Origin of the sequence: Roseateles sp., from assembly GCF_031397715.1 — a bacterium.
Taxonomy (GTDB): Bacteria; Pseudomonadota; Gammaproteobacteria; order Burkholderiales; family Burkholderiaceae_C; genus Paucibacter_A.
On the sequence record NZ_JANNMI010000030.1, the window covers coordinates 1 to 25,013 of the forward strand.

Genomic DNA, 25,013 nt, shown 5'->3' on the forward strand with positions numbered 1-25,013 from the left:
CGTGCCGGCAGGCGTGATCCAAAAGCTGGGTCACGTTCGCCGGAATCGTGGGTCACGTTGCCGGAATCCCTCCGGTCACGTTCACCGGAATCGCGGGTCACGATGCCGGAATCAGCGGTCACGTTGGACCGGAATACTCAACGATGGAACTGCGCCCGCTGGACGAGGTCGTGGATGTCGGCGCGCTGCTTGAAACCCAGCGCCGCCGCGAAGCTGACGCGCCGCTCATCAAGCAAATCAGCGAGGCCTTGCCTGCCGATGGATTGAGCCACACAGAATTGGTCGACCTGGTGGCGAAGAAGCACGACCGGCCGCGCCAGCTTGTGCGCGAGGTTGTGAATCGCTACTGTTCAGACAACATCGACGCAGCCAATAGCTTGTGGATCGAGTCGCGAGTACAGCCCGGCACCCTACACCAAGCCAAGCCGCTATTGGCCGAGCCCTGGGCATCTCGCCCGCCAGCGTGACCAAATGCAAGGCCATGGGCATGCCGACAGACAGCGTAGAGGCCGCCCGAGCTTGGCGACAGTCCCATATAAAGCCAACGGCGCATGGCATGCTCGCGGCGCCTCATTCGCCAAAGCCAACATTGGCCCTGCAACCCTCTGCCGCAATGGCGCAGGCGCTGGCAATGCTGAAGATTGCTTCGTCCACCCTGGAGGCCGGGCAAAGCATCGCAGCCATGGTGCCAGCCTTGCGGGCTGCTTTGCGCGCTGTGCCCGACCATGAGCGCGACGGCTCCATGCTGTTGCCGGTTGAGGTGATGAATGTCCTGGTGGCCGATGTGCTTAAGGCCACGATTGAACTGGACGAGTCAGCAGATAGATGCGCTGAAACCACCGAGCCCATGAGCGACGAGGACGCCGCCTGGATGGGCCGCTTCTGGTTTCAGGTTGCTGCTGGCGAGATTCGCCCCGCCAATTGCTAGCCGCCGTGCGACAGATCCACATCAAAGCCACTTGAATACGGAGTTAGCTATGCCGACCACAATCAACCCACAGCCTTTTCCCCGAATGATCTACATGCGTATGCGCGCCGACCATGATGTGGTCGGACTGGCCGCCGTACCTGGGCGCCTGGATGAGGTGCACCGCTTCCCTGGCGAGTCGGTGCCTTCGATGCTCTACCGTGCGCGCATGCAGGCCAAAGGCCTCGACACGCTGGCGGTGTTCCCAATCCATCGCAACGATTGAGCGCGCCATGAGCCCGACGCAAATCACCGACGAAATGCAGCGGCAATCTGAGCTGCTTGCCCAAGTGCTCGACACGCTGCAACGGCTGGCGCCAAAGCAGTCCCGCGAGGCACAGACCGAACGGCTCAAGCGGGCGCAGATATTCGAAGCCATAGCCGCGCGCATGGGCGCGGCGCCATTCACTGCGGGCGAATTGATCGCCGCGGCTGCGCTTGAGCCGATGACGTGCGCGCCGCTGGCCATCGCTATCGAGGTTTGCATTGGCACACATGACGGTAACCGCTCAATGCGCCTGGGCAAGTGGCTCTCCAAGTCCATCGACATACCCGCTGGGGGTTTCGAGTTGCAGGCCGCCAGCGCGCATGAGGGCTCCAACCAGTACCGGCTGAAATTCAAGATGGCGGGCGATGGCGGGCGGTGAAAGCCCGCCAAGCCCCGCTAGCTCATGGACTGAGCCACCCTGAACTCAGAAACTGGAATCCACCGCAACAACGAATGGATTCCGAAATGTCCTACCCCTCCCCTCCCCTTGGCGAAGCCTCCGTAAGGCGTATGCAGAAAGATGTAGCCCGGCAGTTGGCCTTAGGCCAAACCTCAGGCAATGCGCAACACCTGCCACCGTTCTCACTCAGCCGCATGCTGAAGGCGCACCTCGACAATTCACCCCTCGACGGTCTTGAGCGCGAAATCATCACTGAAGCGGAAAGCATCAAGGGGTCGGGCGGTCAATTCGCCAATACCGTCTGCATCCCCTGGGGCGCCCTGTTGCCCCAAGAGCGCGGCCTAAGCGCAAACTTCCCCAGCGCGGGCGGCCACCTGGTTGGTAGCAAAGTCGTCGCGGCTGTCGATACCTTGCGCCCCTACAGCATCGCTATTCAGGCGGGCTTCAACGTGCAAGCCGGCCTGAATCAAAACCTGTTCGTTCCGTCTGGTCGCACCGACGAAGATCGAAACGGCACTTGGATGTGCAGCGCCACACCCAGCATTGCCTTGCATACACCGCGCACGGGCTTGGCTACTCTGACTCCTCATACGTGGGGTCAGATCATTCCATTCTCTGGATTGTTTGCCCGCCAGGGCGCCTATGCCGATGAATTCATAAGGCTGCGCCTATTGCGTGCGGCGGGCCAGGCCATCGATATGGCGGTGCTCGGCAATGTGCCTTGGGTAGACGGCACGGCAGGGCGGCCCGTCGGGCTAATGGAATGCGATGGCATTCAGCGTTATGTCGTCACTACAGGCGCAGTCTGGAGTGAGGGCCTCAAGCCGGCCCAAACCTATGTCGCCATGCGCGGCGGTAGCGACACGGCAGCCGCATGGATCGCCGGGCCGACGATGCGGGCTGACCTCATGAGCATCCATGCCGACGCGGCGGCTAACGCGGTCTGGCAAGACGATGTAGTCGCCTGCAGGCGGGCGCATTGCACCTCTGCGATGCCGACGAATGCCATTGCCTACGGCGACTTTTCAAGCGCAGTTCTTGGCTTGTTTGGCGGCGGCATTGAATTGGAAATCGACGCTTTTACCGGCTTCCGCACCAATGTGGTCAGCATGCGCGCCCTCGTGACCCTTGATGTCGCATATCCCGACCCGACCGCCTACGCCGTCGTGGTCGCCGAATAGATCCCCAACGAAAGCAGACCATGAGCCAAAATAATTTCGCAGGCAATGCCACTACCACCGCGCTGATCGTCACCGCGTCTTGCGCCAACACAGCCGCCGCAACCAGCGCCGCATTTGACGGGCGGGGCTACGACAGCCCCGTCTTGATTACCCAAAACAAAGGCCTGGGTACGGGGTCACTCGACGGCAAGATTCAAATGAGCATGGACGGCTCCACCGGCTGGGCAGATACCGGCGTGAGCTTCGTCCAAGCGACCACCGCCGCAGGCCTTCAAACCGTGGTGCTCAATCCGAACGGCTATCAACGCTATCTGCGCTATGTCGGCACCATCGTGACCGGCCCGCAGCTCTTGGCGGTGTCGGTCTCCGGCGTCAAGAAGTACGTTTAAGGGCTACAACATGCAAGCCATCAAAGACGTGTTCACCTCGATGCTGGGCGGGCCGAGCACCACAGCCACGCCAGGCCTGATTCAACTTCGCACCCTACGCCCGTTTTGGGTGGATGGCCGAGCCACCAAAGCCGGCGAGGTTGTGAGCGTCGCCGCCACGGTGGCCGCCGACATCATCCACTCCAATCGCGCCGAGATTGTCGACGCCGATCAATGGCGCGATATCTTTGACGCCGTACAGGCCCAAAACGTGGCCCACACACGCGCAAGCAAGCGCATTCGATAGCACCCGCCACCCGCCTACCCGCTTCGCCAGGCATTCGCTTTGTTTTGTAACCCGAAGTCAAAGGCCTGATCGGCGCCCCTGTAGGGGGCAGGGTCTCCGGCGCCGATCCGGCCTTTTTCCCAAGCGAGCAAAACGAAGTGAGTGTCTGGCGAAGCGGGTAGGTCGACCGGCAAGCCAAAGTCATGTCAAAATCCTGACACCGCACGAACTGCGGGCCGGGCTTGGCGGCCTGGAACTAGGCGCAGCAAGCCGCGCCATCTCATGGTGGCGGCTTTTTTCATGCAAATGAAGCTGTGCGCATGGCCCAATCACAAGGGCGGGCCATGCAGGGACACCCGCAAGGGTGTGATGGTCCTAGTCCATTCCGCCAACCCTGCATGGTCTGCCACCCTCACTTGGCGGTGAGAGGCAGGTTTACACCTTGAAACTAGGAACCCATCATGGCCAACCCCCTACACAAGTCCGGCAAGCCCGGCAATTCTCCATTCCTGACCGCCCTTGCGGCCGTTGACCAGTTGCCACCTAGCGCAAAGACCGCGGCGGATGGCTGCCCCGTTTCACCGCAGCATTCAGTGACAACCGAAGTGTTTGATGGGTTCATGGCCTTGCAAATGCTCACTGTTCGTGCATTGCCGCACTTGACGCCTGAAGAGCTGAAGGTCTTGTCAAATGCCAGTGACTACAGCTCATCTTTGGCCCGGCGCGCGGCCGACGTTGCGGCGGGGATTGGGTGCCTGGTAGCAAGCGATACAGCTGCTGGCAACTTCCAATCGAAGCACGATGTCCCTACCATGTTGTTTCACTTGGCCGAGGTCTTCAACCAAGTTGCGGGCTTTTCTGACTTGGGCAACGCCGCCGTGTATCGCCTGAATGAATTGCGGCGCAGCGAAGAGCTTCGCGGCCAATCGACACAGTAAGGGCTTCTCGCCCCGATACCCAAGCCCGGACATTGTTCCGGGCTTTGTCGTTTATGGGGCTCTATGGGCAACCATGCGCGGCAGTGTGAGGACTGATTCCTGCACTTAAACCGGCGACTTAACCAATTCCTGCACTTACGCTGCACTTACGTGAAAAGGGGCTTGCAACACTGCAAGCCCCTTTTTTTGCTGTTTTCATGGGAGAAAACTTGGTGGGTGCTGACGGGCTCGAACCGCCGACCTGCGCCGTGTAAAGGCGATGCTCTACCAACTGAGCTAAGCACCCGGATCAACCGGAAAATAAGAAATTCTACGCGTTCAATTGACCGCGTCTTTGAGCGCCTTGCCGGGCCGAAACTTGGGCACCTTGGCCGACTTGATCTTGATCGCATCGCCGGTGCGTGGGTTCCGACCGGCGCGCGCTGGGCGTTCGGTCACACTGAAGGTGCCGAAGCCTACCAGAGAAACCGAACCATTCGTTTTGAGCGTGGCCTTGACACCACCGATCAGCGCTTCCAAAGCACGACCCGCAGCCGCCTTGGAAATATCAGCCTGGGTGGCGATGTGCTCGATCAGTTCGGACTTGTTCACTTCATCACCTCTCAAAAAGCTTGGCTCTAGCGCGTCCACCGGCCCGCCAAACGAGGCTCCGAAATTCGCATGGAAGCGCATTCTAAGCGTTTTTTAGGTCGCTTCTAACCGAGTGAAAGTCCCGATACGAAAGCGCACCAACTGAAGTTGGTGGCGTACCTAGCGGGCCTTCGCCCTGATCTCAGGCAAGGCCTTCTTGAGGTAATAAACCATCGACCAGATGGTCAGCACGACAGCCAAATACATCATCCACACCCCCCACGCACGGGTGTGCAGCAGGCCGAACAAAGTGCCGTCAAAAAGCAGGAACGGAATCGCCACCATTTGCACGGTGGTTTTCAACTTACCCACCATATGGACCGCCACACTGCCCGACGCGCCAATCTGCGCCATCCACTCGCGTAAGGCCGAGATCGCCAACTCCCGACCGATGATGACCAGCGCCACCAGCGCGTTGACACGCCCAAGCTCCAGCAGGACCAAGAGCGCGGCACAGACCAAAATTTTGTCGGCAACCGGATCTAAAAACGCACCAAAGGCGGAGGTCTGATTCAGCTTGCGCGCGAGGTAGCCGTCGAGCCAATCGGTCAGCGCCATCAACACAAACAAAATGGTCGCGAACAGGTTTTGCGTTTCTTTTGCCAGATCCAGATAGAACACCCCAACGATCAAGGGGATGGCTACGATGCGAGCCCAGGTAAACAGTGTTGGCAGAGTCAGGAACATGCACAGATTGTGCCCGGCAAAGTGCAAGCGCTTCGCCCAGCGCTAGAACTATGTGGCATTAAAGTCGCAAGTCGCCCAGGCGCGGCATCAATCCAATGAGCGCGGCTTGAACCGAAGCTCGTCATTGAATAGAAAAGTCTCGGTGAATCTCCAAGGCCCAGGCAGCGTGGAAAGATCACCGTACGGCGCAGCACGGTACAGCGCATCAATGGCCAACTGGACGGTGCCCTGCTCTTGGCTGGGCCGGCGCAGCACCACGATGCGCTTGATTGAGCCGTCACGGTTCAGGTTCACCTCCAGCACCGGAATGGCCAGCAAGATTTCCGGCGGGCTGCCCATGTAGCTTTGCTGCGGGTTGGCCGCGACCAGCCGATGTGCCGCTTGCAAGCGCAACTCATCATGGCTGCGCGGCGGCTTGGGTGCTGGCAGCAGCGCGCCGGTTTTGGGCCCGCTGGCTGGCGGCTGCGGACGGGCGGGGCCTGGTTCGAGCGTCGCATTGCTGGAGTTGGCACTCGCCGATGAAGCTGCCGGGCCTACAACGGGCACGCGTGGGCTGTCCGAGCAGCCCGTCAATAAGGTCATCAAGCCGATGCCGGTGGCACCGATAAGGGCCGCCCTCAGATCATGTTTTTTATCAACGCAGGACACGGTAAATCTCCTCGGCCAGTTCTTTTGAAATGCCCTTGACGCTGGCGATTTCGTCAATGCTGGCCTCGGTCACACCGCGCACGCCGCCGAAGCGCTGCAGCAACTGTGCGCGCTTTTTCGGCCCTATGCCGTCGATATCCTCCAGGCGCGAGCCGCCGGTGCGCACCGCCGCCCGTTTGGCGCGCATGCCGGTGATGGCAAAGCGATGCGCCTCGTCGCGGATCTGCGCCACCAGCATCAGCGCCGCCGAATCACGCCCCAGATAGACCTTGGTCCGCCCATCGGCAAACACCAATTCTTCGAGCCCGACCTTGCGGCCCTCGCCCTTCTCCACGCCGACGATCAGGCCCAAGTCCAGACCCAACTCTTCGAACACCCCTCGCGCCATCGAAACCTGACCGCGCCCGCCGTCGACTAGCACCAAGTCAGGCAGGCGCGCATTGCCCATCTGCGCCGCCTCGGCCATTTTGCTGTAGCGCCGGGTCAAGACCTGGCGCATCGCCGCATAGTCATCGCCCCCGGTGATGCCGTCGATGTTGTAGCGGCGGTATTGCGCGCTCTGCATCTGATGACCCTCGAACACCACGCAAGACGCCACCGTCGCCTCGCCGGCCGTGTGGCTGATATCAAAGCACTCGACACGAAAGTTTTCCAGATCCTGCGCCGGGAGATCCAGCGCATCGACCAAAGCGCGCGTGCGGGCCTGCTGCGAGCCCTCTTCCGACAGCAGGCGGGCGAGCGCTAACTCGGCGCCCTTGATGCACATCTCCTGCCAGATGCGCCGCTGCGCACGCGGCTGTGCCTGCGTCGTCACCTTGTAGCCGGCCTGCTCGGTCAACGCGGTGCAGAGCGCCTCGTCAACCGCCTCGCTAACGACAATCAGCGACGGCACATGAGCCTCCAAATAATGCTGGGCCATAAAGGCCTCCAGCACCAGGCGCTCCGCCGACACGACTTCCGCCTGCTCGTCGTCGGACAGCAGGACGGCAGTGGCCTCCTCCACATGCTTGGGGAAAAAGGCCCGGTCGCCCAGATGGCGGCCGCCGCGCACCATCGCCAGATTCACACAGGCGCGCCCACCTTGCACCTTGGCGGCCAGGATGTCGACATCGCGATCGCGCCCGGTGGCGCTGTTTTCGTCGACCGACTGCTGCTGCAGCACCCGCGCCAAGGCCGAGATCTGGTTGCGCACCTCGGCGGCCGACTCGAACTGCAGCTTGTCGGCAAAAGCCATCATCTGCGTCTGCAAGCCTGACATCACCTCTTCGGTCTCGCCGAGCAAAAAGCGCTCGGCATTGCTGACGTTGCGGGCGTAATCTCCGCCGTGCCCGTCGTGACCCTCTGCCGTCAAGTCGGGTACACAAGGCCCCGAGCAACGGCGGATCTGATACAGCAGGCAGGGCCGGCTGCGGTTGTTGAAAACCGTGTCTTCGCAGGTGCGCAGCTTGAAGACCTTTTGAATCAGCTGGATCGACTCCTTGACCGCCCAGGCGCTCGGGAAGGGGCCGAAATAGCGATGCCGCCGATCAACCGCGCCGCGGTAGTAACTCAGGCGCGGAAACGCATGCGCGCTGAGCTTCAGATAGGGGTAGCTTTTGTCATCGCGGAACAAGATATTGAACTTGGGGTTCAAGGTCTTGATCAGGTTGTTTTCCAGCAGCAAGGCTTCCGATTCGGTGCGCACCACCGTCGTTTCGAGGCGGGCGATGCGGGCCACCATCATGCCGATGCGGGTGCCGCCATGGTCCTTCTGAAAATAACTGGAGACGCGCTTTTTCAGGTGCTTGGCCTTGCCCACATACAAGACTTGACCCTGCACATCGAAGTAGCGGTAGACGCCCGGCAGGCCCGGCAAGGCAGCAACCTCGATCAAGAGCCGCGCGCGCCCGTCTGTCGCGGCCTGCTCGACCACGGCGACGCGCTCCACTTCAGCGGCCTCGACCAGCTTGCGCTCGGCCGACCACTGCGCTTGTTGCTTGGCGCCGAGCTCGGCGGCCTGCGCCTGTTCGCTGTCAGTGGGGGTCGGAACGGGCTGAATGGGGTCGGGAGCTTGCATGGGCGCGATTGTGCCGCGATAGTGCCGCAGCCGATAATTCACAGCATGGGACTGAACTGGGACATCTTCTGCCGCGTCATCGACAACTTTGGCGACATCGGCGTCGCTTGGCGGCTGGCCCGCGACCTCACCGAGCGCGGTGAAACGGTGCGGCTTTGGCTTGACGACGCCAGCGCCTTGCAATGGATGGCAGCCGGCGAAGCCATGCCGGCCGGCATCAGCGTGCGCCGCTGGGAGGACAGCCTGAACGAGGCCGAGGTCGGCGATGTGGTGATCGAGACCTTTGGCTGCGAGCTGCCCGAGCCCTTCGTCGCCCGCATGGTCACCTGCATCAAACCGCCGCGCTGGATCAATCTCGAATACCTCAGCGCCGAGCCCTATGTTGAGCGCAGCCATGGTCTCAGCTCCCCGCAGTTCAGCGGCCCTGGCCGGGGTTTAACTAAGCAGTTCTTTTACCCCGGCTTCACGGCGCGCACCGGCGGCTTGCTGCGCGAACCGGGCTTGCTGGCCGAGCAGAGCCGCTTCGATGCCCAGGCCTGGCTGGCCCGGTTGGGCGACAGGCAGATCGAACGCAGGCCGGGTGAGCGCATCGTCAGCCTGTTTGCTTACGCCAACCCTGCCCTGCCGGACTTGTTGGCCGCCTTGGCAACAGAGCCCACCCTGCTGCTGGTCTGCCCTGGCGCGGCGCAAGCCCAACTGTTTGAATTGCAGTGCACGCAAAAGCTGCCGACCGCCAACTTGCGCTGGCAGGCCCTGCCCTATCTGAGCCAGCCCGAGTACGACTGCCTACTCTGGGCCTGTGACTTGAACTTTGTGCGTGGCGAGGACTCGTTCGTGCGTGCCCAATGGGCGGGCCGGCCTTTTGTCTGGCAGATCTATCCCCAGCACGACGGCGCCCATGGGCCGAAGCTGGAGGCCTTTCTTGCTCTCTATCTGGCCGATTGCGATGCAGATCTGGCCCAGCAAACCGGCTCGCTCTGGCGCGGCTGGAACGGCCTGGTGACCTGGGACGGCGCGCTGCCGGAGCTGAGCGCAAGCGGCGCGCAGGCGCTGAAATGGCGTGAACATTTGACATCGCAGCTGGACTTGACGACCCAGCTGCTCGGCCTCGCCTACAAATCAAGCTAAAATCAGCGGCTTTGCTGCGCCACGAGACTCCTTTTGAGGGACTTATGGTGTGGGCATCTACCGAGACATGTTGATTTGGACAGACCCTCTGCACCCCATGTCTGTCCCAAGACTTCCTCCAAAACATCGGAACACCCATGAAGATTGCTCAAGAATTTCGCGCCGGTAACGTGATCATGCACGGCAAGGACCCCATGGTCGTGCTGAAGACCGAGTACAGCCGCGGCGGCCGCAATGCAGCCACCGTGCGCATGAAGCTGAAAAGCCTGCTGAACAGCTCGGGCACCGAAGTCGTGTTCAAGGCTGACGACAAGCTCGACCAAGTGATGCTGGAAAAGAAGGACTGCACCTACACCTACTTCGCTGACCCGATGTATGTGTTTATGGACCAGGACTACAACCAGTTCGAGGTCGAGGCCGAGAACATGGGCGACGCAATCCAGTATCTGGAAGACGCAATGCCGGTTGAAGTGGTGTTCTATGACGGCAAGGCGATCTCGGTCGAAGTGCCGACCTCGGTGGTGCGCGAAGTCGTCTGGACCGAGCCCGCCGTCAAGGGCGACACCTCGGGCAAGGTGTTGAAGCCTGCCAAGCTGGCCACCGGCTTCGAAATCCCGGTGCCCATCTTCGTCGCACAAGGCGACAAGATCGAAATCGACACCCGTACGCACGAGTACCGCAAGCGCGTCTAAACGCTGCTCGCGCTCGGCTTGATCAAAAAGGCACCCGCGGGTGCCTTTTTGCTTTTATATGCGCACCCCAACTGGTTGGGAAAATTGAGCTGGACGCGTTAGACGAACACGCCCTCGCGCAACCATTTGGTTGCCACCCATTTCTCGCCCTCGCGCACCGGCGCGCCGCCGTGCAGGCTTTGGGTCTCGGGGTGCGGCCTGTCATAGCTGAAGAAGACCGCATTGCCCTTGATCGGCGAGACGTCGAGCTTGACGTCCGGGAAGATCGTGGCACCGCCGGCGGCCGGCGTGTTCAGGTACATCACCAGCGTGGCCACGCGCTGGCCGCCGCGCTTGAGGATGGCCGCCGCGCCGTCCATCTTCGGATCGAAGTAGTCATAGTGCGGCAAATACTCGGCACCGGGGCGGTAACGCAATACCTGCAGGCCTTCGCCGTGATCGATGGGCCAGTTCATCAGCTTGGCCAGACGCGCCTCAATCGTGCGGATCAGCTCGCTCTCGCCGCGTTCAAAAAACATGCCGTCGCTGGTGCGCGCCGAGTTGATTTCGCTGCCGGCCGCCGTCGTGGCGACCGTCTCCGAGCGCGCCAGGCGGGCGGCCGCTGCGGCCACCATTGCATCGCATTCCTCGTCCGACAGCAGGCCACCCAGCACCACGATGCGGGGTTGGCTGACGGTCAGCAGAACTTTGACGGCACGCCCATCAACATTGAGCGTGGGGCGGGCATCGGCCAGATCGAGCGTGGGCACACGGCTGGCAACCAGCGATTCACCCAGCGGCTCGTCCAGGGCCTGCACGGCCACGCTTTCCTGCCAGCCGCTGCTCAGCATGGCGGCCAACACCTGCTCGCGATTGAAGCCCTGGCCGAGCTGCTCCTGAATCCAGGAGCGCAGCTCGGGGCTGATAGCTTGCTGCTGTTGCTGACTCATCAGTTGCTTGCTTCCACCTTGCGCCTGAACAGCAAGCGCCCTGGCTCCGAGAGTGCCGGCTGAAAAGCATAGCCTTCGGCCGCAAAATCATGCAGGCCGGCCGGCGTATCGATCCGCTCGGAGATGGCGTAACGGGCCATCAAGCCACGGGCACGCTTGGCAAAGAAGCTGATGATTTTGTACTGGCCGTTCTTCCAGTCCTCGAACACACATTCGATCACGCGCGGCTGCAGGCCCGGCCGGTCGGCGGCCCGAAAATACTCCTGCGAAGCCAGGTTGACGATCACCGGCACCTGGGCGGCGGTGGCGCGCTCATTCAAATGCTCGGCCAGGCGCTCGCCCCAGAACTTGTACAAGGTGGCGCCGGCCGGGTTGGCCAAACGGCTGCCCATTTCCAGGCGATAGGGGCGGATCAGATCCAGCGGCCGCAGCACGCCATACAGCCCCGACAGAATCGCCAGATGCTCTTGCGCCCATTGCAGCTGCGCGGTGCTCAGCGTGTTGGCGGCCAGGCCCTCGTAAACATCGCCATTGAAGGCCAGCACCGCCGGCTTGCTGTCGGCGTGCGTGAAGCTCGGCCGCCAAGCCCGGAAGCGCGCCACGTTCAACTCGGCCAGCGCATCCGACAAGCTCATCATGGCCGCGATATCGGCCGCCGTCTTGGGTTTCAGCAGCTTCATCAGCTCGCTGGATTGGCGCACAAATTGCGGCTGGCTGGCCAAATCCAGCAAGGCCGGCGGCGTGGGAGTTTCGTAGTCAAGCGACTTGGCAGGAGAGAGCAAATAGAGCATGGCGACATTCTCACCCGAGTTTGCCGCTGCCCTAGCGCAAGCTAGGGACCCTGTCGTTTTGAAATAACGCCTTACTTGACCAACAACTCATTGGTGGCGGCCACATCGGCCGGGGTCAACACGCCGGCGGCCTGGCGCAGCTTCAGGTTCAGCAGCACCGCCTCATAGCGGGCCTTGGCCAAATCTCGCTGGGTGGTGAAGAGCTGAGTCTGGGCATTCAAGACGTCCAGATTGACCCGCACACCAACCTTGAAACCCAGCTGAGTGGCGTCCAGGGCGAGCTTGGTGGACGACTCCGCCGCTTCCAGCGCCTTGACCTGGGCGGCCTGCGACAAGGCACCGTAGAAGTTGCTGCGCGTGCCTTCGGACACGCCGCGGCGGGCGTTGGTCAAGTCCTGCCGAGCTTTTTCTTCCAGCACCAGGGCTTCCTTGATGCGGTTTTGCGTGGCGCCCCCGGTGTAGAGCGGCAAATTCACCGACAGGGCCAGATTGCCGCTGTTGCTGGTGCCCAGAATCTGCGACCCGTTGCCGCGCGCATTGACCGCACCCACCGTGCCGCTCAAATCAACCGTCAGGCCATCGGAGGCGCGCGCCTTGCCGGTCTCCAGCACCGAGGAATCGACACCGACACGGGCCTTGCGAATCTGCGGATGTTGGGCTTCGGCCCGCTCGACCCAGGGCTCCACGGCGGCCGGCATGATGGCCGGCAAGGCCACCGGCAGCGCCAAGGTCTTGGGAGCGACCACCTTGCCCACCACATGGTTCAGCTTCAGGCTTTTGACACGCAAGTCATTGTCGGCGGCGATTTCGGCGGCGGTGGCCAAGTCGAACTTGGCCTGCGCTTCGCGGGTGTCGGTGATGGTGGTGGTGCCGACCTCGAAGTTACGTTTGGCCGACGCCAATTGCTCGGAAAACGCCGCCTTGGCGGCCTGCGTGGTCGTCAAGGTGTCCTGCGCGCCCAGCACATCGAAATAGGCCTGCGCCAGCCGCACGATCAAATCCTGCTCGGCGGCCTCAAGATCGGCGGCCGCAATGTCCAGACTCAGGCGCGCTTGCTCCACGGTCAGGCGGTTGCCCTTGTTGTAGAGCGAATACCGGCCCGTCAAGCCCGCTTGAAAGGTGCTGGCGCCGACCCAATCGCGCTTGGGCAGGTCGATCTGTTCATGTTTGGCGGTGCCGCCCAAGCCGAAGCTTGGTTTTTCCAGCGCTTCGATTTGACCGACGCGGTACTGTGCCGAATCGGCCTGCGCACGGGCGGACAAATAGATCGGATCAAAGGCGCGGGTCGCGTCATACAGCTCCAGCAGGCTCTGCGCCCGCGCGCCTGCGGCAGCGCCAAAGGCCAATGCCAAGGCCACGCCAATCTGGGTCAGTGGGCGGAGCAAATTAGATACGCGATGGTCTGACATGAACTTCCTCGTTAGCAATTACAAATGACAAGCATCAATACCTCGGCACCGACGGATCGGTCGCAAGCGACCACGCGTCGATACCACCGGCGAGGTTATAGACGCAATCGAAACCAGCGCGCTGCAGAAATGCGACGACTTGCAGACTTCTCACCCCATGATGGCAATAACAGACGACGGGCTGCGTGGCCTCAAGCTCGCTCAAGCGCGCAGGGATCTGGCCCATCGGCAGCAAAACGCTGCGCACACCGTCAATGCGTATGCTGGCCAGTTGCGCTTCCCAAGGCTCACGCACATCCAACAACAAGGGCGGATGGCTGCCTGAGCACAAGGCCAGCAGCTCGCCGGGGCCGATTTGCTGCATCGCGATGCTCAGAAGCTGAACGCGCTGACCGGGGCAAAACCCTGCAGGCGGGGCGCGACGGTGTCGAATAAATTGGTGGTGCGGAAATCCTGCTCGCCCACCCGCATGATCAGTTGCGCCCGCATCACCGGCTCGTCGCCGACGATGGCCGCCAAACGCCCACCCAGCTTGAGCTGACCCAGCAGCGCAGCCGGCACTTCGGCGACCGAGCCCGACAGCAAAATCACATCAAACGGACCTTCCGCCGCAAAGCCGTTGGCGCCGTCTTGCTCGCGCACGGCCACATTGGACAGGCCGGCACGCTTGAGATTGGCTTCGGCAAAGGCCGCCAGTTCCGGATTGATTTCCAGCGTGATCACCCGCTGTGCCCGGTGGCCCAGCAGCGCGGCCATAAAGCCGCTGCCGGCGCCGACTTCCAGCACTTTTTCATGCCGGGCCACCTTGAGTTCTTGCAGCAACCTGGCCTCAACCCGCGGCACCAACATGCACTGCCCGCCCGGCAACGGGATCTCCACATCCATAAAGGCCAAGGCCTTGCACGCAGGCGGCACAAAATCTTCACGCTTGACCACCGCCAGCAACTGCAAGACGCCAGCATCCAGCACATCCCAGGGCCGGATCTGCTGCTCGATCATATTGAAGCGCGCTTGTTCGATATTCATGTCTATTCCTCAGGGAATTAGGGTTCCGTCAGCCCGGGATTCTAGGGCCTGCAAACTTGCGTTTGGCCCAGGCACCCAGGTCATCCAGATAGCAGTAGATCACCGGCACCACCACCAGGGTCAGCAGCGACGACGTGATGACGCCGCCAATCACGGCCTGCCCCATCGGTGCACGCTGCTCCGAGCCTTCGCTGAGCGCAAAGGCCAAAGGCACCATGCCAAAGACCATCGCCATCGTCGTCATCAAAATCGGCCGCAAGCGCACCTTGGCCGCATGCAGCAAGGCCTCTTCGCGCCCCATCGGTTCAGCGTCCACGCCGTGGCCATGTTCGCCGGCGCGCGAGCGAATCGCAAAGTCGATCAGCAAAATCGCGTTCTTGGTCACCAGGCCCATCAACATCACGATGCCGATGATGCTGAACATATTCAAGGTCGAGCGAAACATCAGCAGCGCCAGCACGACGCCGATCAAGGTCAAGGGCAGCGAGCTCATCAGGGCCAGCGGCTGCAAAAAACTCTTGAACTGGCTGGCCAGAATCATGTAAATGAACACAATCGCCAGCCCCAGCGCGCCAATCGCGTACTGGAAAGACTCATTCATATTCTTGGTCGACCCGCCGAAGGTGTAGCGGTAACCGGGCGGGAACGCGGTGCGCGCGAGCACCGCCTTGATATCGGCCGAGACCTCACCCGAGCTGCGGCCAGAAGCCGCATCAGCATTGGCATCGATGGTGATCTCGCGGCTCATATCGCGCCGATTGATCTGACTCGGTCCGTTCGACTCGCTCACCTCGGCCACTTGCGACAGGCGCACCACGCGGGCAGAACCATCGGCCGCGGCCGTCACATTGATAGGCAATTGCTGCAGATCGGCCAAGGCCTTGCGGCCGGCCGGGCCTAAGCGCACGATCACGTCGTAGTTTTCACCGTCCAGCGCGCGCCAGTTGCCCACCGTGGTGCCGGCCAGCAGCGTGCGCAGCGAGCCGGCCAAGGCATTCACGTTCAGCCCGGCGTCGGCGGCAGCGTCGCGTTTGACCTCGATCGCAACCGTTGGCCGATTCGCCTTCAGCGAGCTGTCCAGATCAACCAGGCCGGGGATCTTGATGATCTCGGCCTGAATTTGCCGAGAGAGCCGCGCCAACTCGCCCAAATCCGTGCCCTGAATCGAGAACTGAAGGCTTTTACCCCCGCCCAAGTCGGTCGGGCCGATATTGGTGATGGTGATGGCGGGCACCGCGCTCAGCTTGTCGCGCATCGGTTGGGCCAGATCGGCGACGCTGCGGGTGCGCTCATTGCGGTTGGCCAGCCGAACATAAATCGCGCCATAAATCTTGCCGGCCGCGAAGCCGCTATTGATCGTCGTCACCGTGTAGCGCACCTCGGGCAGCTCGCGCAGCAGCGCATCGATCTGCCGGGCTCTGACCTCGGTCACCTCCAGCGCCGAGCCTACCGGCGTGTAGAAATTAATTTGCGTTTCGGACAGATCGGCTTTGGGCACGAACTCCTTGCCGACCCCGCCCAAGAGCACAAAGCTGAACAAAAAAGTGCCGAAAGCAATCCACAGCGTCAGCGCCTTGTGGCGCAGCGACCAGGTCAAGATGCGCTGATACGCGCTCGACAGCCATTCGGTGAAACGGTCCACCTGCGCAGTCAAGCGGCCCAGGGTCTTGTCATACAGGTTCGACCGGGTATCTGGTTCATGCCAAATGCTGGACAGCATCGGGTCCAGCGTGAAGCTGACAAACATCGAGATCAGCACCGCCGCGACGATGGTGATGCCGAACTCATGGAAAAACTTGCCGACGATGCCGCCCATGAAACCGATCGGCAGAAACACCGCCACGATGGACAGCGTGGTGGCCAACACCGCCAGGCCGATCTCCTCGGTGCCATCCAAGGCCGCCTGCTTGGGCGACGCCCCCATCTGCACATGGCGCACGATGTTCTCGCGCACGACGATGGCGTCATCAATCAACAGCCCCACGCACAGGCTCAGCGCCATCATGGTGATGTTGTTGATGGTGAAGCCAAAGGCATACATGAACAAAAACGTACCGATCAAGGCAATCGGTAGGGTCAGGCCGGTGATGACGGTGGAGCGCCAGGAATTGAGGAACAAGAACACGATCAGGATGGTCAGCGCCGCGCCCTCCAACAAGGTGCGCTGCACATTGGCGACCGAGACCCGGATCGCGCGCGAGTTATCGCGGTTGATCTCGGTGCGGATGCCCGCCGGCATCACATTGGCCGAGTCTTTCAATGCCCGCATCAAGCCGTCAACCACCTCGATGGTGTTCTCGCCCTGGCTTTTTTGCACACTCAGCAGCACCGTGCGCTGGCCGTTGTACAGCGCCAGGCTTTCGACCTCCTGCGGCCCGTCGATCACATCGGCGACCTGCCAGAGCTTGATCGAGACGCCGCCCTTGCGCGCCACCACGATGTCGCGGAAGTCGCTGGGCACCTTCAGCCGCGCATTGATCTGCACCACCCTCTCCGCTTCATTCGAGCGGATGGTGCCGAGCGGCAGCTCTTGGTTTTCGCTCTTGACCGCGGCCAGCACCTGATCGACGCCGACGCCGAGCGCTTCCATGTCCGGGGGGCGCAATTGCAGCTGAATCTGGCGCTGCAGACCGCCGACCACGCTCACCGAGCCGACGCCGCGCACATTCTCCAGGCGTTTTTGCAAGACCTGGGTAGCCCAAGTCGTCAGCTCTTGGGTGCCTTTTTGCTGGTCCTCGGCCAAGACCGCCACGCTGAAAATCGGCGTGCTCTGCGGATCGAAGCGCGAGATGCGCGGCTCCTTCACCTCGTCGCGCAAGAGCGGCCGCATCAAGGCGACCTTCTCGCGCACATCCTCGGCGGCCTTGCGGCCATCGACATCGAGGTTGAACTCGATGATGACCACCGCGCTGCCTTCGTAAGAGCGCGAGGTCAAGGCGCTGATACCGGCCACCGTATTGACCGCCGACTCGACCTTCTTGGTCACCTCGCTCTCGACAATCTCCGGCGAGGCGCCGGGATAGTCCAACTGCACCACCACGGTGGGGAAATCAATATTCGGGAACTGATCGACCGACAGACGTTGATAGCTGAACAAGCCCAGCACCACCAGGGCCAGCATGACCATCACGGCCATGACCGGGTTGTTGATCGAAACGCGGGTGAACCACATGGCGCTGTGGCCGGCTCAGGGCGCTGAGGCCGAAGCCGAAGCCGAAGCAGGGGCTGCGGCGGCGCCGGCCGCAGGCGGCAGGGTCAGCAGCGTGCCATCGGCCACCTGCCCTGCCGTGCCGGTCAGCAGCAACGCACCCTCCGAAACGCCGCTGCGCAACTCCTGCACGGCCTGGCCACGCAGCTCGCCGCTGCGGCCGAGTTCCACATCCCGGGCGCGCGCCTTGCCGTCCACAATCTGCATCACATAGGGCCGGGCCTTATCGAAGCGCAGCGTCGACACCGGCGCCACCAAGCCCTCGTACTCATCCATCAAGAGGCGGCCGCGCGCAAACATGCCGTGGCGCAAACCGGCCTGGCCGGCCACCTTCAGATAGACCAAGACCGCACGCGAGCCGGCTTGAGCGGCCGGGTTGATGCGCGCCACGGTGGCGGGAACTTCCCGCTCCATGCCGTCCACCTGCAGCAAAGCCTTGGCACCGACCTTCAGGCCGGCGGCAAGCTCCGGTGGTATGGCGGCCTCCAACTCCAGCTGGCTCAGATTGACGATTTCAAGTAGCCGACCGTCGATCGCGACCCGCTCGCCCGGTTGCGCCAGCCGCTGCGAAACTTGGCCGTCGATGGGCGCCACAAGCCGCGCATCTGCGCGCGCCTTGCGCGCGAGGTCAACGGCCGACTGGGCCGCCATGAAGCTTGCTTCGCTGCCGGCGGTGCTGGCCACGGCATTGTCCAAGGCCGTGCTGGAAATAAAGCCCTGACCCACCAGCGCCTGGTTGTTCTCCAAGGTGCGCCGGGCAATATCGAGTTGTGCTTTGGCGTTCTTGGCGTTTTGCTCGGCCTGGCGCACGCGCAAGTCCAACTCGACCGTATCGAGCTGACCGAGGACTTGACCGGCGCGCACGCTGTCGCCCTCACGCACCGTCAAGCTTGCCAGTTCGGCCGCGACCTTGGCCTTGATCACCGCACTCTCAAAGGCCCGCAAGCTTCCGGAAATTTCCAACTTGCCGGCAAAGCGCTCGCGCCTGACGGTGGCGACGTCCATTTCCGCCAGCGCCAAGCCGCTGCGAGGTTTGGCTTGCTCCTGCGCCTGCGCCTCTTTGGCGGCGCGCATTCCCTTCATCTGGCGCAAGCCGACCGCCGCCAGCGTGGCAACGGCGAGTACCACCAGGGAAACCTTCAGCCACTTCTTCATTGAACAGTTGCTTTCTCAGTGGGGCTCATCAGGAGGCCGCGCAGAATCAAATCCATTTGCACCGCCAGTACGGCGGGCGGGTCGATGGTGGGGCCGTGTAATTTGCAAGCCCCGAGCGAGTGCTGGTAAAGAATCATGTGCAGCATCGGCCCGACCAGCACATGCACGGTCTCGGCCACTGGCACCGGGCGAAACTCGCCGCTCTGGATGCCGCGCTCGATCAAGCCGCCGAGCAGTTGGTGCGTGGGCAGCACCACCTCGTCGACATAAAAGCGCGCCAACTCGGGAAAGTTGCGCGCCTCGGCCATCATGATCTTGGCTATGCCGCCGGCCGTGCCCAGGCCCACCTGGCGCCACCATTCACTCATCACATGGCAAAGCAAATCAGTCACCGAACCCTGATGTTGAGCGGCCAACACGGCGGCCTCGGCGATGCGCGCGGACAGGTTTTCGCGCACGACGGCCTTGAACAACTCGTCCTTGCTCGGGTAGTACAGATACAGCGTGCCTTTGGAGACCCCGGCCAGCGCGGCCACCTCCTCCGAGCGCGTCGCGGCGAAACCTTTTTCAACAAACAAGGTCAGGGCCGCGGCCAGCAACTCCTGCGGGCGGGCCTCCTTGCGACGTTGACGGGGGTTTGTACTCAAGTGCGGCAGCAACTAATGACCAATTGGTCAGTAATGTAGGCGAGCGCGTGCCAGGGGTCAACGGTGCAGAGCCTATACCGGCCCATCGTCTGCCTGCATCGGCCGCACTCAGCCGCACTCAGCCGCAATCGCCGCCGCGCAGTTGCAACAGTTGCGGCAGAGGTCGACTGTGGCCGCGGAAATGCTCGACGAATTGGGAGCTCAGATTTGTACCCATGGCGGCTATCTGCCTTCGCCGAGTGAATTCGGGCAGCCGGCCAACTGCCGTCGCTCACCACTGACAGCTGTCACGCAGCCCAATCAACTTCTATTTCCACGCTCTCGGCAGCCTTCTACTCGGCGCTCGCTTGGCTCTAGCCAGCGCGCTGGTGACTGAGGCCAGGAGTTCAAACGACTGCGCCCGGAACCATCACGTTGAGTTCGGGAGCGCACAGACTGCCGCTGCCTTTGACACCACGCTAGGGTTCATGGCGACTCAATCCACGATCATTCAGTTTTACGGTGTCTTCAGTGACGACAACGTGGCCGTGTGGTCACGTGCAGTGGATTCTCGCGGCCCTTGGTTTCGTCGCGGTCTGGTCGGCTTGCGCCGGTCAACGCCACCCACACCGAGCAGCCCATTGGCCTCATTGCGGCAGGCGTGGTGGGCGCAGCACTGTTCGCGACCGCGCGTCGACCACTTCGGACACTGAAATTATGATGACACGTAGGCAGTTCACGGCTTCGGCGCCCTTGCTGGCGACCAGCGCGTTGGTGTTGTCAGGTTGTTCCCAGGAGCCTGCGACCGACGGCTACGAAGCGGTCGCAGTGCGCACTTGGCGGCCGGGCGCCGTGACGAATCTCAGTGGGGCCGCGCTCAGCCACGAACTGGTTCGCTGCGCCACGCTGGCCCCGTCCAGCCACAACACGCAGTGCTGGAAGTTTGCGCTGGGCGCCCAGGGTCGGTCGATCACCATCTTGCCCGACCTGGCGCGTCGCTGCCCAGCGGTGGACCCGGATGACCATCACGTCTTCGTCTCGCTGGGCTGCGCCGCCGAGAACTTGGTCCAGGCCGCACTCGCCCACGGCCTCATGGGCGAGGCGCAGTTCGATCCTGCCAGCAATGCCGTGCGCGTAATGCTCGAGCCCACCCGAGCTCGGACCACGCCCCTTTTCAAGGCCATCCCATTGCGCCAATGCACCCGCGGTGACTACGACGGCAAACCTTTGACCAGAGAAGAACTGGCGCTGCTGCAACGCGCCGGCAGTTCGGACACCGTGCGCCTGCTGCTGCTGACGGAACGCCCGGCGATGGAGCAGGCGCTGGACTATGTGATTCAAGGCAACACCGCGCAGTTAGCCGACGCGGCCTTCGTCAAGGAACTGAAGGCCTGGATCCGCTTCAATGACACAGATGCCGTTCGTATGCGTGATGGGCTCTACAGCGTGACTTCGGGCAACCCGAACATCCCGTCATGGATCGGCGATCTGGCGTTTCGCTGGCTCCTGACCGCGAAGGGCGAGAACGACAAATACGCGCGGCAGGTGCGCAGTTCCGCCGGCATCGCGGTGTTCGTAGGCCAAGCAGCCGACAAATCGCACTGGGTGGAGGTGGGACGCTGCTACGAGCGCTTCGCGCTGCAGACCACCGCCTTGGGTCTACGCAATGCCTTCCTGAACCAGCCGGTGGAAGTCGCGGCACTGCGCCCGCAATTCGCCACCGCGCTGGGCCTGAGTGGACAGCGGCCGGACCTCGTGGTGCGATTCGGTCGTGGCCCATTGCTGCCACGTTCGCTGCGGCGGCCGGTCGAGGCCGTGCTGGTGTGAGCGACCCGGTTCGAACCATTGGATCTGCAATGACCGTGATGCTGTGGCTGGGGATCGTTCTGGGTGCGCTGGTGGTCATAGCGATCGGGTTGCGCGCCGTCGGGGCCGCCCGATGGGCCGAGATGATCCGCACGCACGCCACCCAACTCGAATCGGCCAGCGTCAACGCCCAGGGCCGGTTACCGTCACCGGCGCGCTTCGACGCGCGGGAACTCGATGGCCTGCCCGCGCCGGTGCAACGCTACTTCCGCGCGGTACTTGCGGACGGACAGCCCATCATCGTGGCGGCCACCATCGAAATGAACGGCAGCATGAATATGTCGGCCACTGCCGAGCAGTGGAAGCCCTTCACATCGCGGCAGCGGGTGGTCACCCGCAAGCCGGGCTTCTTGTGGGACGCCCGGGTGAACATGTTTCCCGGCCTATCCGCGCATGTAGAGGACAGCTACATCGCCGGCCACGGCCGGTTGATTGCCAAGGTGTTCGGCTTGTTCAGCGTGGCCGACTCGCAAGGACAAGGCGAGATCGCGCGCGGCGAGTTCATGCGCTACTTTGCAGAAAGCCCGTGGTACCCCACCGCTTTGCTGCCCAGCCAGGGCGTGCGCTGGGACGGGGTGGACGACGCTTGCGCCAACGCCACCATCGCCGATGGCCCGATCACCTTGACCCTGCTGTTCCGGTTCAACAATGCCGGCTTGATTGCCTCGGTGCGCGCCGCCGCACGGGGCGCAGGTGCGGGCAAGGACGGGTTCATGGTGATGCTGCCGTGGGACTGCGCCTTGTCAGACTACCAGCCGCAAGGCGGCATGCTGATCCCGATGACCGGTGAGGCCGCCTGGGTGCGGCCGCAAGGCCGCAAGGTCTACTTCGTCGGGCGCGTCAACAAACTGAGCTACGAGTTCTTGCCATGACGCTGCAGGCACCATCCGGGCAGCTGCTGATGACTCTCGTGAATCTGCCGCTGGTTCCTCTGCTGGGTGGCCCTGAGGGCAGAGTTCGGCTGGCGCGGATACGCACTGGGTGTGGCACCTGCCGCTGTTCTTCATCGACGGCACCGCCCAAGCGCACATTCCGCTCACCCTGTTCCTGCTGAGTGTCGTGGCGATGTCCATCGTGTTGGCATGGCTGGTCACCATCGCGCTGGCCGTGATCGGCCCTACCCCAGGCATCTTGGCCAAACTGCAACTGTCCTCACTCTCACGATGCCACGCAACAATCTGATCCTCGATCTCATGAACCTGCCGATCGAGCTCCTTCAAGTGCTCAAGCTGACGAAGTATGAGCAAGCGAAACACACCAGGTAGCTCGTTACTGGCATCAGCGTCGGTCCATCAGCTCCAAGCAAGCTGCAAGGTCAGGCCGCAGCTGCCGTTGGGGTTCACGTTGTGCGCTCCAACCTAGCTCCTTGACGCTCGCCCCAGGTGCTAGGCCTGACTCTCACACCCCGCAGCCCTGCGATCGACATACCCGCTTGTTATCATCGCGCCCATTCAAAAAACAAGGGAGCCCCGTGTGGACGCCATTTTGCTGATCAAGGCCGCCATCATGGGCATCGTCGAGGGGCTGACCGAATTTTTGCCGATCTCCAGCACCGGCCACCTGATTCTGGCCGGCGCCTTGCTGGGCTTTGATGACGCCAAGAGCAAAGTCTTCGATATCGCCATCCAGACCGGCGCGATCTTCGCCGTGATCCTGGTTTACTGGCAGCGCCTGCGTGAGGTGGCGGCCGGCCTTGGCCATGATGCACGCGCGCGCCGCTTCGTGCTCAATGTGGCGATTGGCTTCTTGCCGGCCGTCATCTTGGGCCTGTTGTTCGGCAAGGCCATCAAGGCGAATCTGTTCACGCCGACCGTGGTGGCCAGCACCTTCATCATTGGCGGTTTCATCATTTTGTGGGCCGAGAAGCGCCAACAAACAGCAGTGCGTATCCACTCGGTCGACGACATGACGCCGCTGGATGCGCTGAAGGTCGGCCTGATTCAATGCCTGGCCATGGTGCCCGGCACCAGCCGCTCAGGCGCCACCATCATTGGCGGCATGCTGATGGGCTTGTCACGCAAGGCCTCGACCGACTATTCATTTTTTCTGGCCATCCCGACCTTGATTGGCGCGGGCGCCTACAGCCTCTTGAAAGAGCGCGCGCTGTTGAGTGTGGACGACATACCGATGTTCAGCGTCGGCCTGCTGTTCTCGTTCCTGAGCGCCTGGGTTTGCGTGCGCTGGCTGCTGCGCTATATCTCCAGCCACAGCTTCACGCCGTTTGCCTACTACCGGATCGCCTTCGGCATCCTGATCTTGGTGACGGCTTACACCGGCACTATCGTCTGGAAAGACTAGCTAAACCGCATGCGCCTCGCTCACCGAGGCTTCCAACTCGGTGAAGGCCTCCTGCACATAACGCCCCAGCAGCGCCAAATTGGGCAGCTCGTCGGTGGCGATCAAGCCGAAGAACAAATCTCCTGCATAGCTGAACAGCGTGATATTGAGCAGATTGCTCGGCGGCAGCGTGCTGATTGGATGCATTTCTTCCATGCGCGCGCCCTTGACGAAAAGATGCGACTTCGGGCCGGGTACGTTGGACACCAAGGTGTTGCCCATCGGCGGCAAGGTGTTGCTGAGGTTCAGCATCTCGGCGATCTGCGCCACCAGGCCGGTGATGAGGGTGTAGGACTCGATCGCCTCGGCTGACACGCTGTCGATCATGGTGCGCACATTGCGCAGCGAGAAGCCGATATTGCGCAGCCGCACATAGGGGTCTTCGGTCGGCGCGGACAGCTCCACCTGGATGATGCCGATCTTGTTGCCGGCGGTTTTTTCACCCTCTTTGCGCAGATTGACCGGCATCTGTATGGTGATCGGGCGGCGCAGCTCGACGCCCTGGTCGGCCAAGTAACGGCGCAAAGCACCGTCCAGGCAGGTCAGCGCCACATGGTTGATGGTGGAGCGGGTGCGCTCGCGGATGCGGTTGACCCGCTCCATCGACACGCCTGCGGTGGTGAACTGCCGCCCCGACGTTACTTGGCCGGTCAACGGTGTCTTGGCGCTGGACACAAAGGGCAAAGCGATCGCATTCTTGGTCAGCTTGACGCTCTCCAAAAACAACATCGCCGCCAAGCGGCTGATGCCCAATAAGCGCAGGCTGGTGCCGCTGATTTCTTTCCAGACGGCCTGCAGCAACTCGTCTTGACGCTTGACGCCGATGCGCCGTTTTCCCTTGCCATGGCCGCCATGCTGGAGCGTCCAAACCGGCGTCAGTTCCAGCGCTTCGGCCGAATCGGCCAGGCCCTCGGCGGTCCAGCGCGCCATCGTCACGCCGTCTGCGTAAGCGTGATGCATTTTTTGATAGAAGGCAAAGCGACCCTCGCTGAGCCCGTCGATCACATGCATCTCCCATAACGGGCGCGCGCGGTCCAGCATCGGTTCGTGCAGCGTGGCGACAAAGGCATACAGCGCCTCGCGGTCGTTGGCGCCGCGCGGCAGCTTGTGATAAAAAATATGTTGCGTCAGGTCGACTTCGGCGTCTCGCCACTGCGGCATCGCCGTCAATGAAAACGTGATCACTCGGTTGAAGGGCGGCGCCACCTCGGTGAACCCCAGGTACTCGCGGTAAAGATTCTTCGCAAAGCTAACGCCCGCCTTGGGTGGGCGCTTGAACATCAGCAAGCCCCCGACATGCTTGGGGCTGGCCTTCGACTCGGCAACAAAGAAACCCAAGTCAAGCAAGGACAGTTTTTTCATGTAACTCCGCCAGGTTATTGCAAGGTGACGATTGTGTCGTCGGCTTGAAGCAGTG

At 62.2% G+C, this 25,013-nt stretch carries 26 protein-coding genes, 1 tRNA gene and 1 pseudogene; 13 read left to right on the forward strand and 15 right to left on the reverse strand.

Going from position 1 to position 25,013, the window contains the following annotated elements; genetic code table 11:
• Positions 1 to 47 precede the first annotated feature (47 nt).
• The 8 genes from RMO57_RS01365 to RMO57_RS01400 all read left to right on the forward strand — a co-directional run bounded on the left by RMO57_RS01365 (position 48) and on the right by RMO57_RS01400 (position 4,408).
• The gene (locus RMO57_RS01365; protein ID WP_310383528.1) at positions 48 to 467 is read left to right on the forward strand and encodes a hypothetical protein; all 420 of its coding nucleotides are present in this window, start codon (positions 48 to 50) and stop codon (positions 465 to 467) included.
• Between the two features lie 164 nt (positions 468 to 631).
• Positions 632 to 928, forward strand: a complete 297-nt coding sequence (locus RMO57_RS01370; protein ID WP_310383530.1) for a hypothetical protein — start codon at positions 632 to 634, stop codon at positions 926 to 928.
• A 49-nt stretch (positions 929 to 977) separates the two neighbouring features.
• Entirely contained in the window at positions 978 to 1,193 is a 216-nt protein-coding gene (locus tag RMO57_RS01375) for a hypothetical protein (RefSeq protein ID WP_310383532.1), read from the forward strand.
• A gap of 7 nt (positions 1,194 to 1,200) precedes the next feature.
• Positions 1,201 to 1,614 (forward strand): hypothetical protein, encoded by a 414-nt coding sequence (locus RMO57_RS01380; RefSeq protein ID WP_310383533.1) that lies wholly within the window; start codon positions 1,201 to 1,203, stop codon positions 1,612 to 1,614.
• Positions 1,615 to 1,829: 215 nt separating this feature from the next.
• Positions 1,830 to 2,816 carry a phage major capsid protein gene (locus RMO57_RS01385; protein ID WP_310383535.1) on the forward strand — a complete coding sequence of 329 codons (987 nt, stop codon included), beginning with the start codon at positions 1,830 to 1,832 and terminating at the stop codon, positions 2,814 to 2,816.
• Positions 2,817 to 2,836: 20 nt separating this feature from the next.
• Positions 2,837 to 3,205: a hypothetical protein gene (locus RMO57_RS01390; RefSeq protein WP_310383537.1), complete on the forward strand. Its 369-nt coding sequence runs from the start codon at positions 2,837 to 2,839 to the stop codon at positions 3,203 to 3,205.
• Between the two features lie 10 nt (positions 3,206 to 3,215).
• Entirely contained in the window at positions 3,216 to 3,491 is a 276-nt protein-coding gene (locus RMO57_RS01395; protein WP_310383540.1) for a hypothetical protein, read from the forward strand.
• 440 nt (positions 3,492 to 3,931) lie between these two features.
• The gene (locus tag RMO57_RS01400; RefSeq protein WP_310383542.1) at positions 3,932 to 4,408 is read left to right on the forward strand and encodes a hypothetical protein; all 477 of its coding nucleotides are present in this window, start codon (positions 3,932 to 3,934) and stop codon (positions 4,406 to 4,408) included.
• A gap of 210 nt (positions 4,409 to 4,618) precedes the next feature.
• Here RMO57_RS01400 and RMO57_RS01405 read toward each other — a convergent pair.
• From RMO57_RS01405 to uvrC, 5 genes are all read right to left on the reverse strand, one after another.
• Positions 4,619 to 4,694 (reverse strand) — tRNA-Val (locus tag RMO57_RS01405).
• Positions 4,695 to 4,726: 32 nt separating this feature from the next.
• Entirely contained in the window at positions 4,727 to 5,080 is a 354-nt protein-coding gene (locus tag RMO57_RS01410; RefSeq protein ID WP_310383544.1) for an HU family DNA-binding protein, read from the reverse strand.
• A 78-nt stretch (positions 5,081 to 5,158) separates the two neighbouring features.
• Complete coding sequence (gene pgsA / locus RMO57_RS01415) at positions 5,159 to 5,725, reverse strand: CDP-diacylglycerol--glycerol-3-phosphate 3-phosphatidyltransferase (RefSeq protein ID WP_310383592.1); 567 nt, start codon at positions 5,723 to 5,725, stop codon at positions 5,159 to 5,161.
• A gap of 87 nt (positions 5,726 to 5,812) precedes the next feature.
• The gene (locus RMO57_RS01420; RefSeq protein WP_310383545.1) at positions 5,813 to 6,373 is read right to left on the reverse strand and encodes a hypothetical protein; all 561 of its coding nucleotides are present in this window, start codon (positions 6,371 to 6,373) and stop codon (positions 5,813 to 5,815) included.
• Positions 6,360 to 8,429 carry an excinuclease ABC subunit UvrC gene (uvrC, locus tag RMO57_RS01425; RefSeq protein ID WP_310383546.1) on the reverse strand — a complete coding sequence of 690 codons (2,070 nt, stop codon included), beginning with the start codon at positions 8,427 to 8,429 and terminating at the stop codon, positions 6,360 to 6,362. Before uvrC ends, RMO57_RS01420 begins: the two co-directional genes overlap by 14 nt.
• Positions 8,430 to 8,474: 45 nt before the next feature.
• Between uvrC and earP the strand changes: the two genes are divergently transcribed.
• On the forward strand, positions 8,475 to 9,557 hold the full coding sequence (gene earP, locus RMO57_RS01430; protein WP_310383548.1) for an elongation factor P maturation arginine rhamnosyltransferase EarP: 1,083 nt from the start codon (positions 8,475 to 8,477) through the stop codon (positions 9,555 to 9,557).
• Positions 9,558 to 9,694: 137 nt separating this feature from the next.
• Positions 9,695 to 10,249: an elongation factor P gene (gene efp, locus RMO57_RS01435; RefSeq protein WP_263569800.1), complete on the forward strand. Its 555-nt coding sequence runs from the start codon at positions 9,695 to 9,697 to the stop codon at positions 10,247 to 10,249.
• 98 nt (positions 10,250 to 10,347) lie between these two features.
• Here efp and RMO57_RS01440 read toward each other — a convergent pair whose 3' ends face one another.
• The 8 genes from RMO57_RS01440 to RMO57_RS01475 form a co-directional block, all read right to left on the reverse strand.
• A complete protein-coding gene (locus RMO57_RS01440) occupies positions 10,348 to 11,178 on the reverse strand; it encodes a 2OG-Fe(II) oxygenase (protein ID WP_310383551.1) in 831 nt (276 codons plus the stop codon).
• Positions 11,178 to 11,969 (reverse strand): peroxide stress protein YaaA, encoded by a 792-nt coding sequence (gene yaaA / locus RMO57_RS01445; RefSeq protein WP_310383553.1) that lies wholly within the window; start codon positions 11,967 to 11,969, stop codon positions 11,178 to 11,180. Before yaaA ends, RMO57_RS01440 begins: the two co-directional genes overlap by 1 nt.
• A gap of 71 nt (positions 11,970 to 12,040) precedes the next feature.
• Positions 12,041 to 13,378 carry a TolC family outer membrane protein gene (locus RMO57_RS01450; protein ID WP_310383555.1) on the reverse strand — a complete coding sequence of 446 codons (1,338 nt, stop codon included), beginning with the start codon at positions 13,376 to 13,378 and terminating at the stop codon, positions 12,041 to 12,043.
• A 34-nt stretch (positions 13,379 to 13,412) separates the two neighbouring features.
• On the reverse strand, positions 13,413 to 13,742 hold the full coding sequence (locus tag RMO57_RS01455) for a rhodanese-like domain-containing protein (RefSeq protein WP_310383556.1): 330 nt from the start codon (positions 13,740 to 13,742) through the stop codon (positions 13,413 to 13,415).
• Between the two features lie 8 nt (positions 13,743 to 13,750).
• Positions 13,751 to 14,404, reverse strand: a complete 654-nt coding sequence (locus tag RMO57_RS01460; RefSeq protein WP_310383557.1) for a protein-L-isoaspartate O-methyltransferase — start codon at positions 14,402 to 14,404, stop codon at positions 13,751 to 13,753.
• A 28-nt stretch (positions 14,405 to 14,432) separates the two neighbouring features.
• Positions 14,433 to 17,576 carry an efflux RND transporter permease subunit gene (locus RMO57_RS01465; RefSeq protein ID WP_310383558.1) on the reverse strand — a complete coding sequence of 1,048 codons (3,144 nt, stop codon included), beginning with the start codon at positions 17,574 to 17,576 and terminating at the stop codon, positions 14,433 to 14,435.
• A gap of 15 nt (positions 17,577 to 17,591) precedes the next feature.
• The gene (locus RMO57_RS01470) at positions 17,592 to 18,767 is read right to left on the reverse strand and encodes an efflux RND transporter periplasmic adaptor subunit (RefSeq protein WP_310383559.1); all 1,176 of its coding nucleotides are present in this window, start codon (positions 18,765 to 18,767) and stop codon (positions 17,592 to 17,594) included.
• Positions 18,764 to 19,414, reverse strand: a complete 651-nt coding sequence (locus tag RMO57_RS01475) for a TetR/AcrR family transcriptional regulator (protein ID WP_310383560.1) — start codon at positions 19,412 to 19,414, stop codon at positions 18,764 to 18,766. The genes RMO57_RS01470 and RMO57_RS01475 overlap by 4 nt, the downstream gene beginning before the upstream one ends.
• A gap of 696 nt (positions 19,415 to 20,110) precedes the next feature.
• Here RMO57_RS01475 and RMO57_RS01480 point away from each other — a divergent pair.
• Together RMO57_RS01480 and RMO57_RS01485 are read left to right on the forward strand one after the other, a co-directional pair.
• A complete protein-coding gene (locus RMO57_RS01480; protein WP_310383561.1) occupies positions 20,111 to 21,220 on the forward strand; it encodes an Acg family FMN-binding oxidoreductase in 1,110 nt (369 codons plus the stop codon).
• A gap of 29 nt (positions 21,221 to 21,249) precedes the next feature.
• Positions 21,250 to 22,131 carry a DUF6920 family protein gene (locus RMO57_RS01485; RefSeq protein WP_310383562.1) on the forward strand — a complete coding sequence of 294 codons (882 nt, stop codon included), beginning with the start codon at positions 21,250 to 21,252 and terminating at the stop codon, positions 22,129 to 22,131.
• 213 nt (positions 22,132 to 22,344) lie between these two features.
• On the opposite strand, the pseudogene RMO57_RS01490 reads toward RMO57_RS01485, so the two are convergent.
• A pseudogene (locus tag RMO57_RS01490) lies at positions 22,345 to 22,524 on the reverse strand (IS110 family transposase); the annotation flags it as partial.
• 208 nt (positions 22,525 to 22,732) lie between these two features.
• Between RMO57_RS01490 and RMO57_RS01495 the strand changes: the two are divergent.
• The gene (locus tag RMO57_RS01495; protein WP_310383564.1) at positions 22,733 to 23,557 is read left to right on the forward strand and encodes an undecaprenyl-diphosphate phosphatase; all 825 of its coding nucleotides are present in this window, start codon (positions 22,733 to 22,735) and stop codon (positions 23,555 to 23,557) included.
• Here the strand turns inward: RMO57_RS01495 and RMO57_RS01500 are convergent, their stop codons facing one another.
• Positions 23,558 to 24,958 carry a wax ester/triacylglycerol synthase family O-acyltransferase gene (locus tag RMO57_RS01500; protein ID WP_310383567.1) on the reverse strand — a complete coding sequence of 467 codons (1,401 nt, stop codon included), beginning with the start codon at positions 24,956 to 24,958 and terminating at the stop codon, positions 23,558 to 23,560. It abuts the gene before it with no gap.
• Positions 24,959 to 25,013: the final 55 nt, after the last annotated feature.

Bases quoted from the DNA above. Each gene is read 5' to 3' on its own strand.
- RMO57_RS01370 (WP_310383530.1), top strand. From the start codon at position 632: ATGCTGAAGATTGCTTCGTCCACCCTGGAGGCCGGGCAAAGCATCGCA.
- RMO57_RS01375 (WP_310383532.1), top strand. From the start codon at position 978: ATGCCGACCACAATCAACCCACAGCCTTTTCCCCGAATGATCTACATG.
- RMO57_RS01380 (WP_310383533.1), top strand. From the start codon at position 1,201: ATGAGCCCGACGCAAATCACCGACGAAATGCAGCGGCAATCTGAGCTG.
- RMO57_RS01385 (WP_310383535.1), top strand. From the start codon at position 1,830: ATGCTGAAGGCGCACCTCGACAATTCACCCCTCGACGGTCTTGAGCGC.
- RMO57_RS01390 (WP_310383537.1), top strand. From the start codon at position 2,837: ATGAGCCAAAATAATTTCGCAGGCAATGCCACTACCACCGCGCTGATC.
- RMO57_RS01395 (WP_310383540.1), top strand. From the start codon at position 3,216: ATGCAAGCCATCAAAGACGTGTTCACCTCGATGCTGGGCGGGCCGAGC.
- RMO57_RS01400 (WP_310383542.1), top strand. From the start codon at position 3,932: ATGGCCAACCCCCTACACAAGTCCGGCAAGCCCGGCAATTCTCCATTC.
- RMO57_RS01410 (WP_310383544.1), bottom strand. From the start codon at position 5,080: ATGCGCTTCCATGCGAATTTCGGAGCCTCGTTTGGCGGGCCGGTGGAC.
- pgsA (WP_310383592.1), bottom strand. From the start codon at position 5,725: ATGTTCCTGACTCTGCCAACACTGTTTACCTGGGCTCGCATCGTAGCC.
- uvrC (WP_310383546.1), bottom strand. From the start codon at position 8,429: ATGCAAGCTCCCGACCCCATTCAGCCCGTTCCGACCCCCACTGACAGC.
- earP (WP_310383548.1), top strand. From the start codon at position 8,475: ATGGGACTGAACTGGGACATCTTCTGCCGCGTCATCGACAACTTTGGC.
- efp (WP_263569800.1), top strand. From the start codon at position 9,695: ATGAAGATTGCTCAAGAATTTCGCGCCGGTAACGTGATCATGCACGGC.
- RMO57_RS01440 (WP_310383551.1), bottom strand. From the start codon at position 11,178: ATGAGTCAGCAACAGCAGCAAGCTATCAGCCCCGAGCTGCGCTCCTGG.
- yaaA (WP_310383553.1), bottom strand. From the start codon at position 11,969: ATGCTCTATTTGCTCTCTCCTGCCAAGTCGCTTGACTACGAAACTCCC.
- RMO57_RS01450 (WP_310383555.1), bottom strand. From the start codon at position 13,378: ATGTCAGACCATCGCGTATCTAATTTGCTCCGCCCACTGACCCAGATT.
- RMO57_RS01455 (WP_310383556.1), bottom strand. From the start codon at position 13,742: ATGCAGCAAATCGGCCCCGGCGAGCTGCTGGCCTTGTGCTCAGGCAGC.
- RMO57_RS01460 (WP_310383557.1), bottom strand. From the start codon at position 14,404: ATGAATATCGAACAAGCGCGCTTCAATATGATCGAGCAGCAGATCCGG.
- RMO57_RS01465 (WP_310383558.1), bottom strand. From the start codon at position 17,576: ATGTGGTTCACCCGCGTTTCGATCAACAACCCGGTCATGGCCGTGATG.
- RMO57_RS01470 (WP_310383559.1), bottom strand. From the start codon at position 18,767: ATGAAGAAGTGGCTGAAGGTTTCCCTGGTGGTACTCGCCGTTGCCACG.
- RMO57_RS01480 (WP_310383561.1), top strand. From the start codon at position 20,111: ATGATGACACGTAGGCAGTTCACGGCTTCGGCGCCCTTGCTGGCGACC.
- RMO57_RS01485 (WP_310383562.1), top strand. From the start codon at position 21,250: ATGACCGTGATGCTGTGGCTGGGGATCGTTCTGGGTGCGCTGGTGGTC.
- RMO57_RS01500 (WP_310383567.1), bottom strand. From the start codon at position 24,958: ATGAAAAAACTGTCCTTGCTTGACTTGGGTTTCTTTGTTGCCGAGTCG.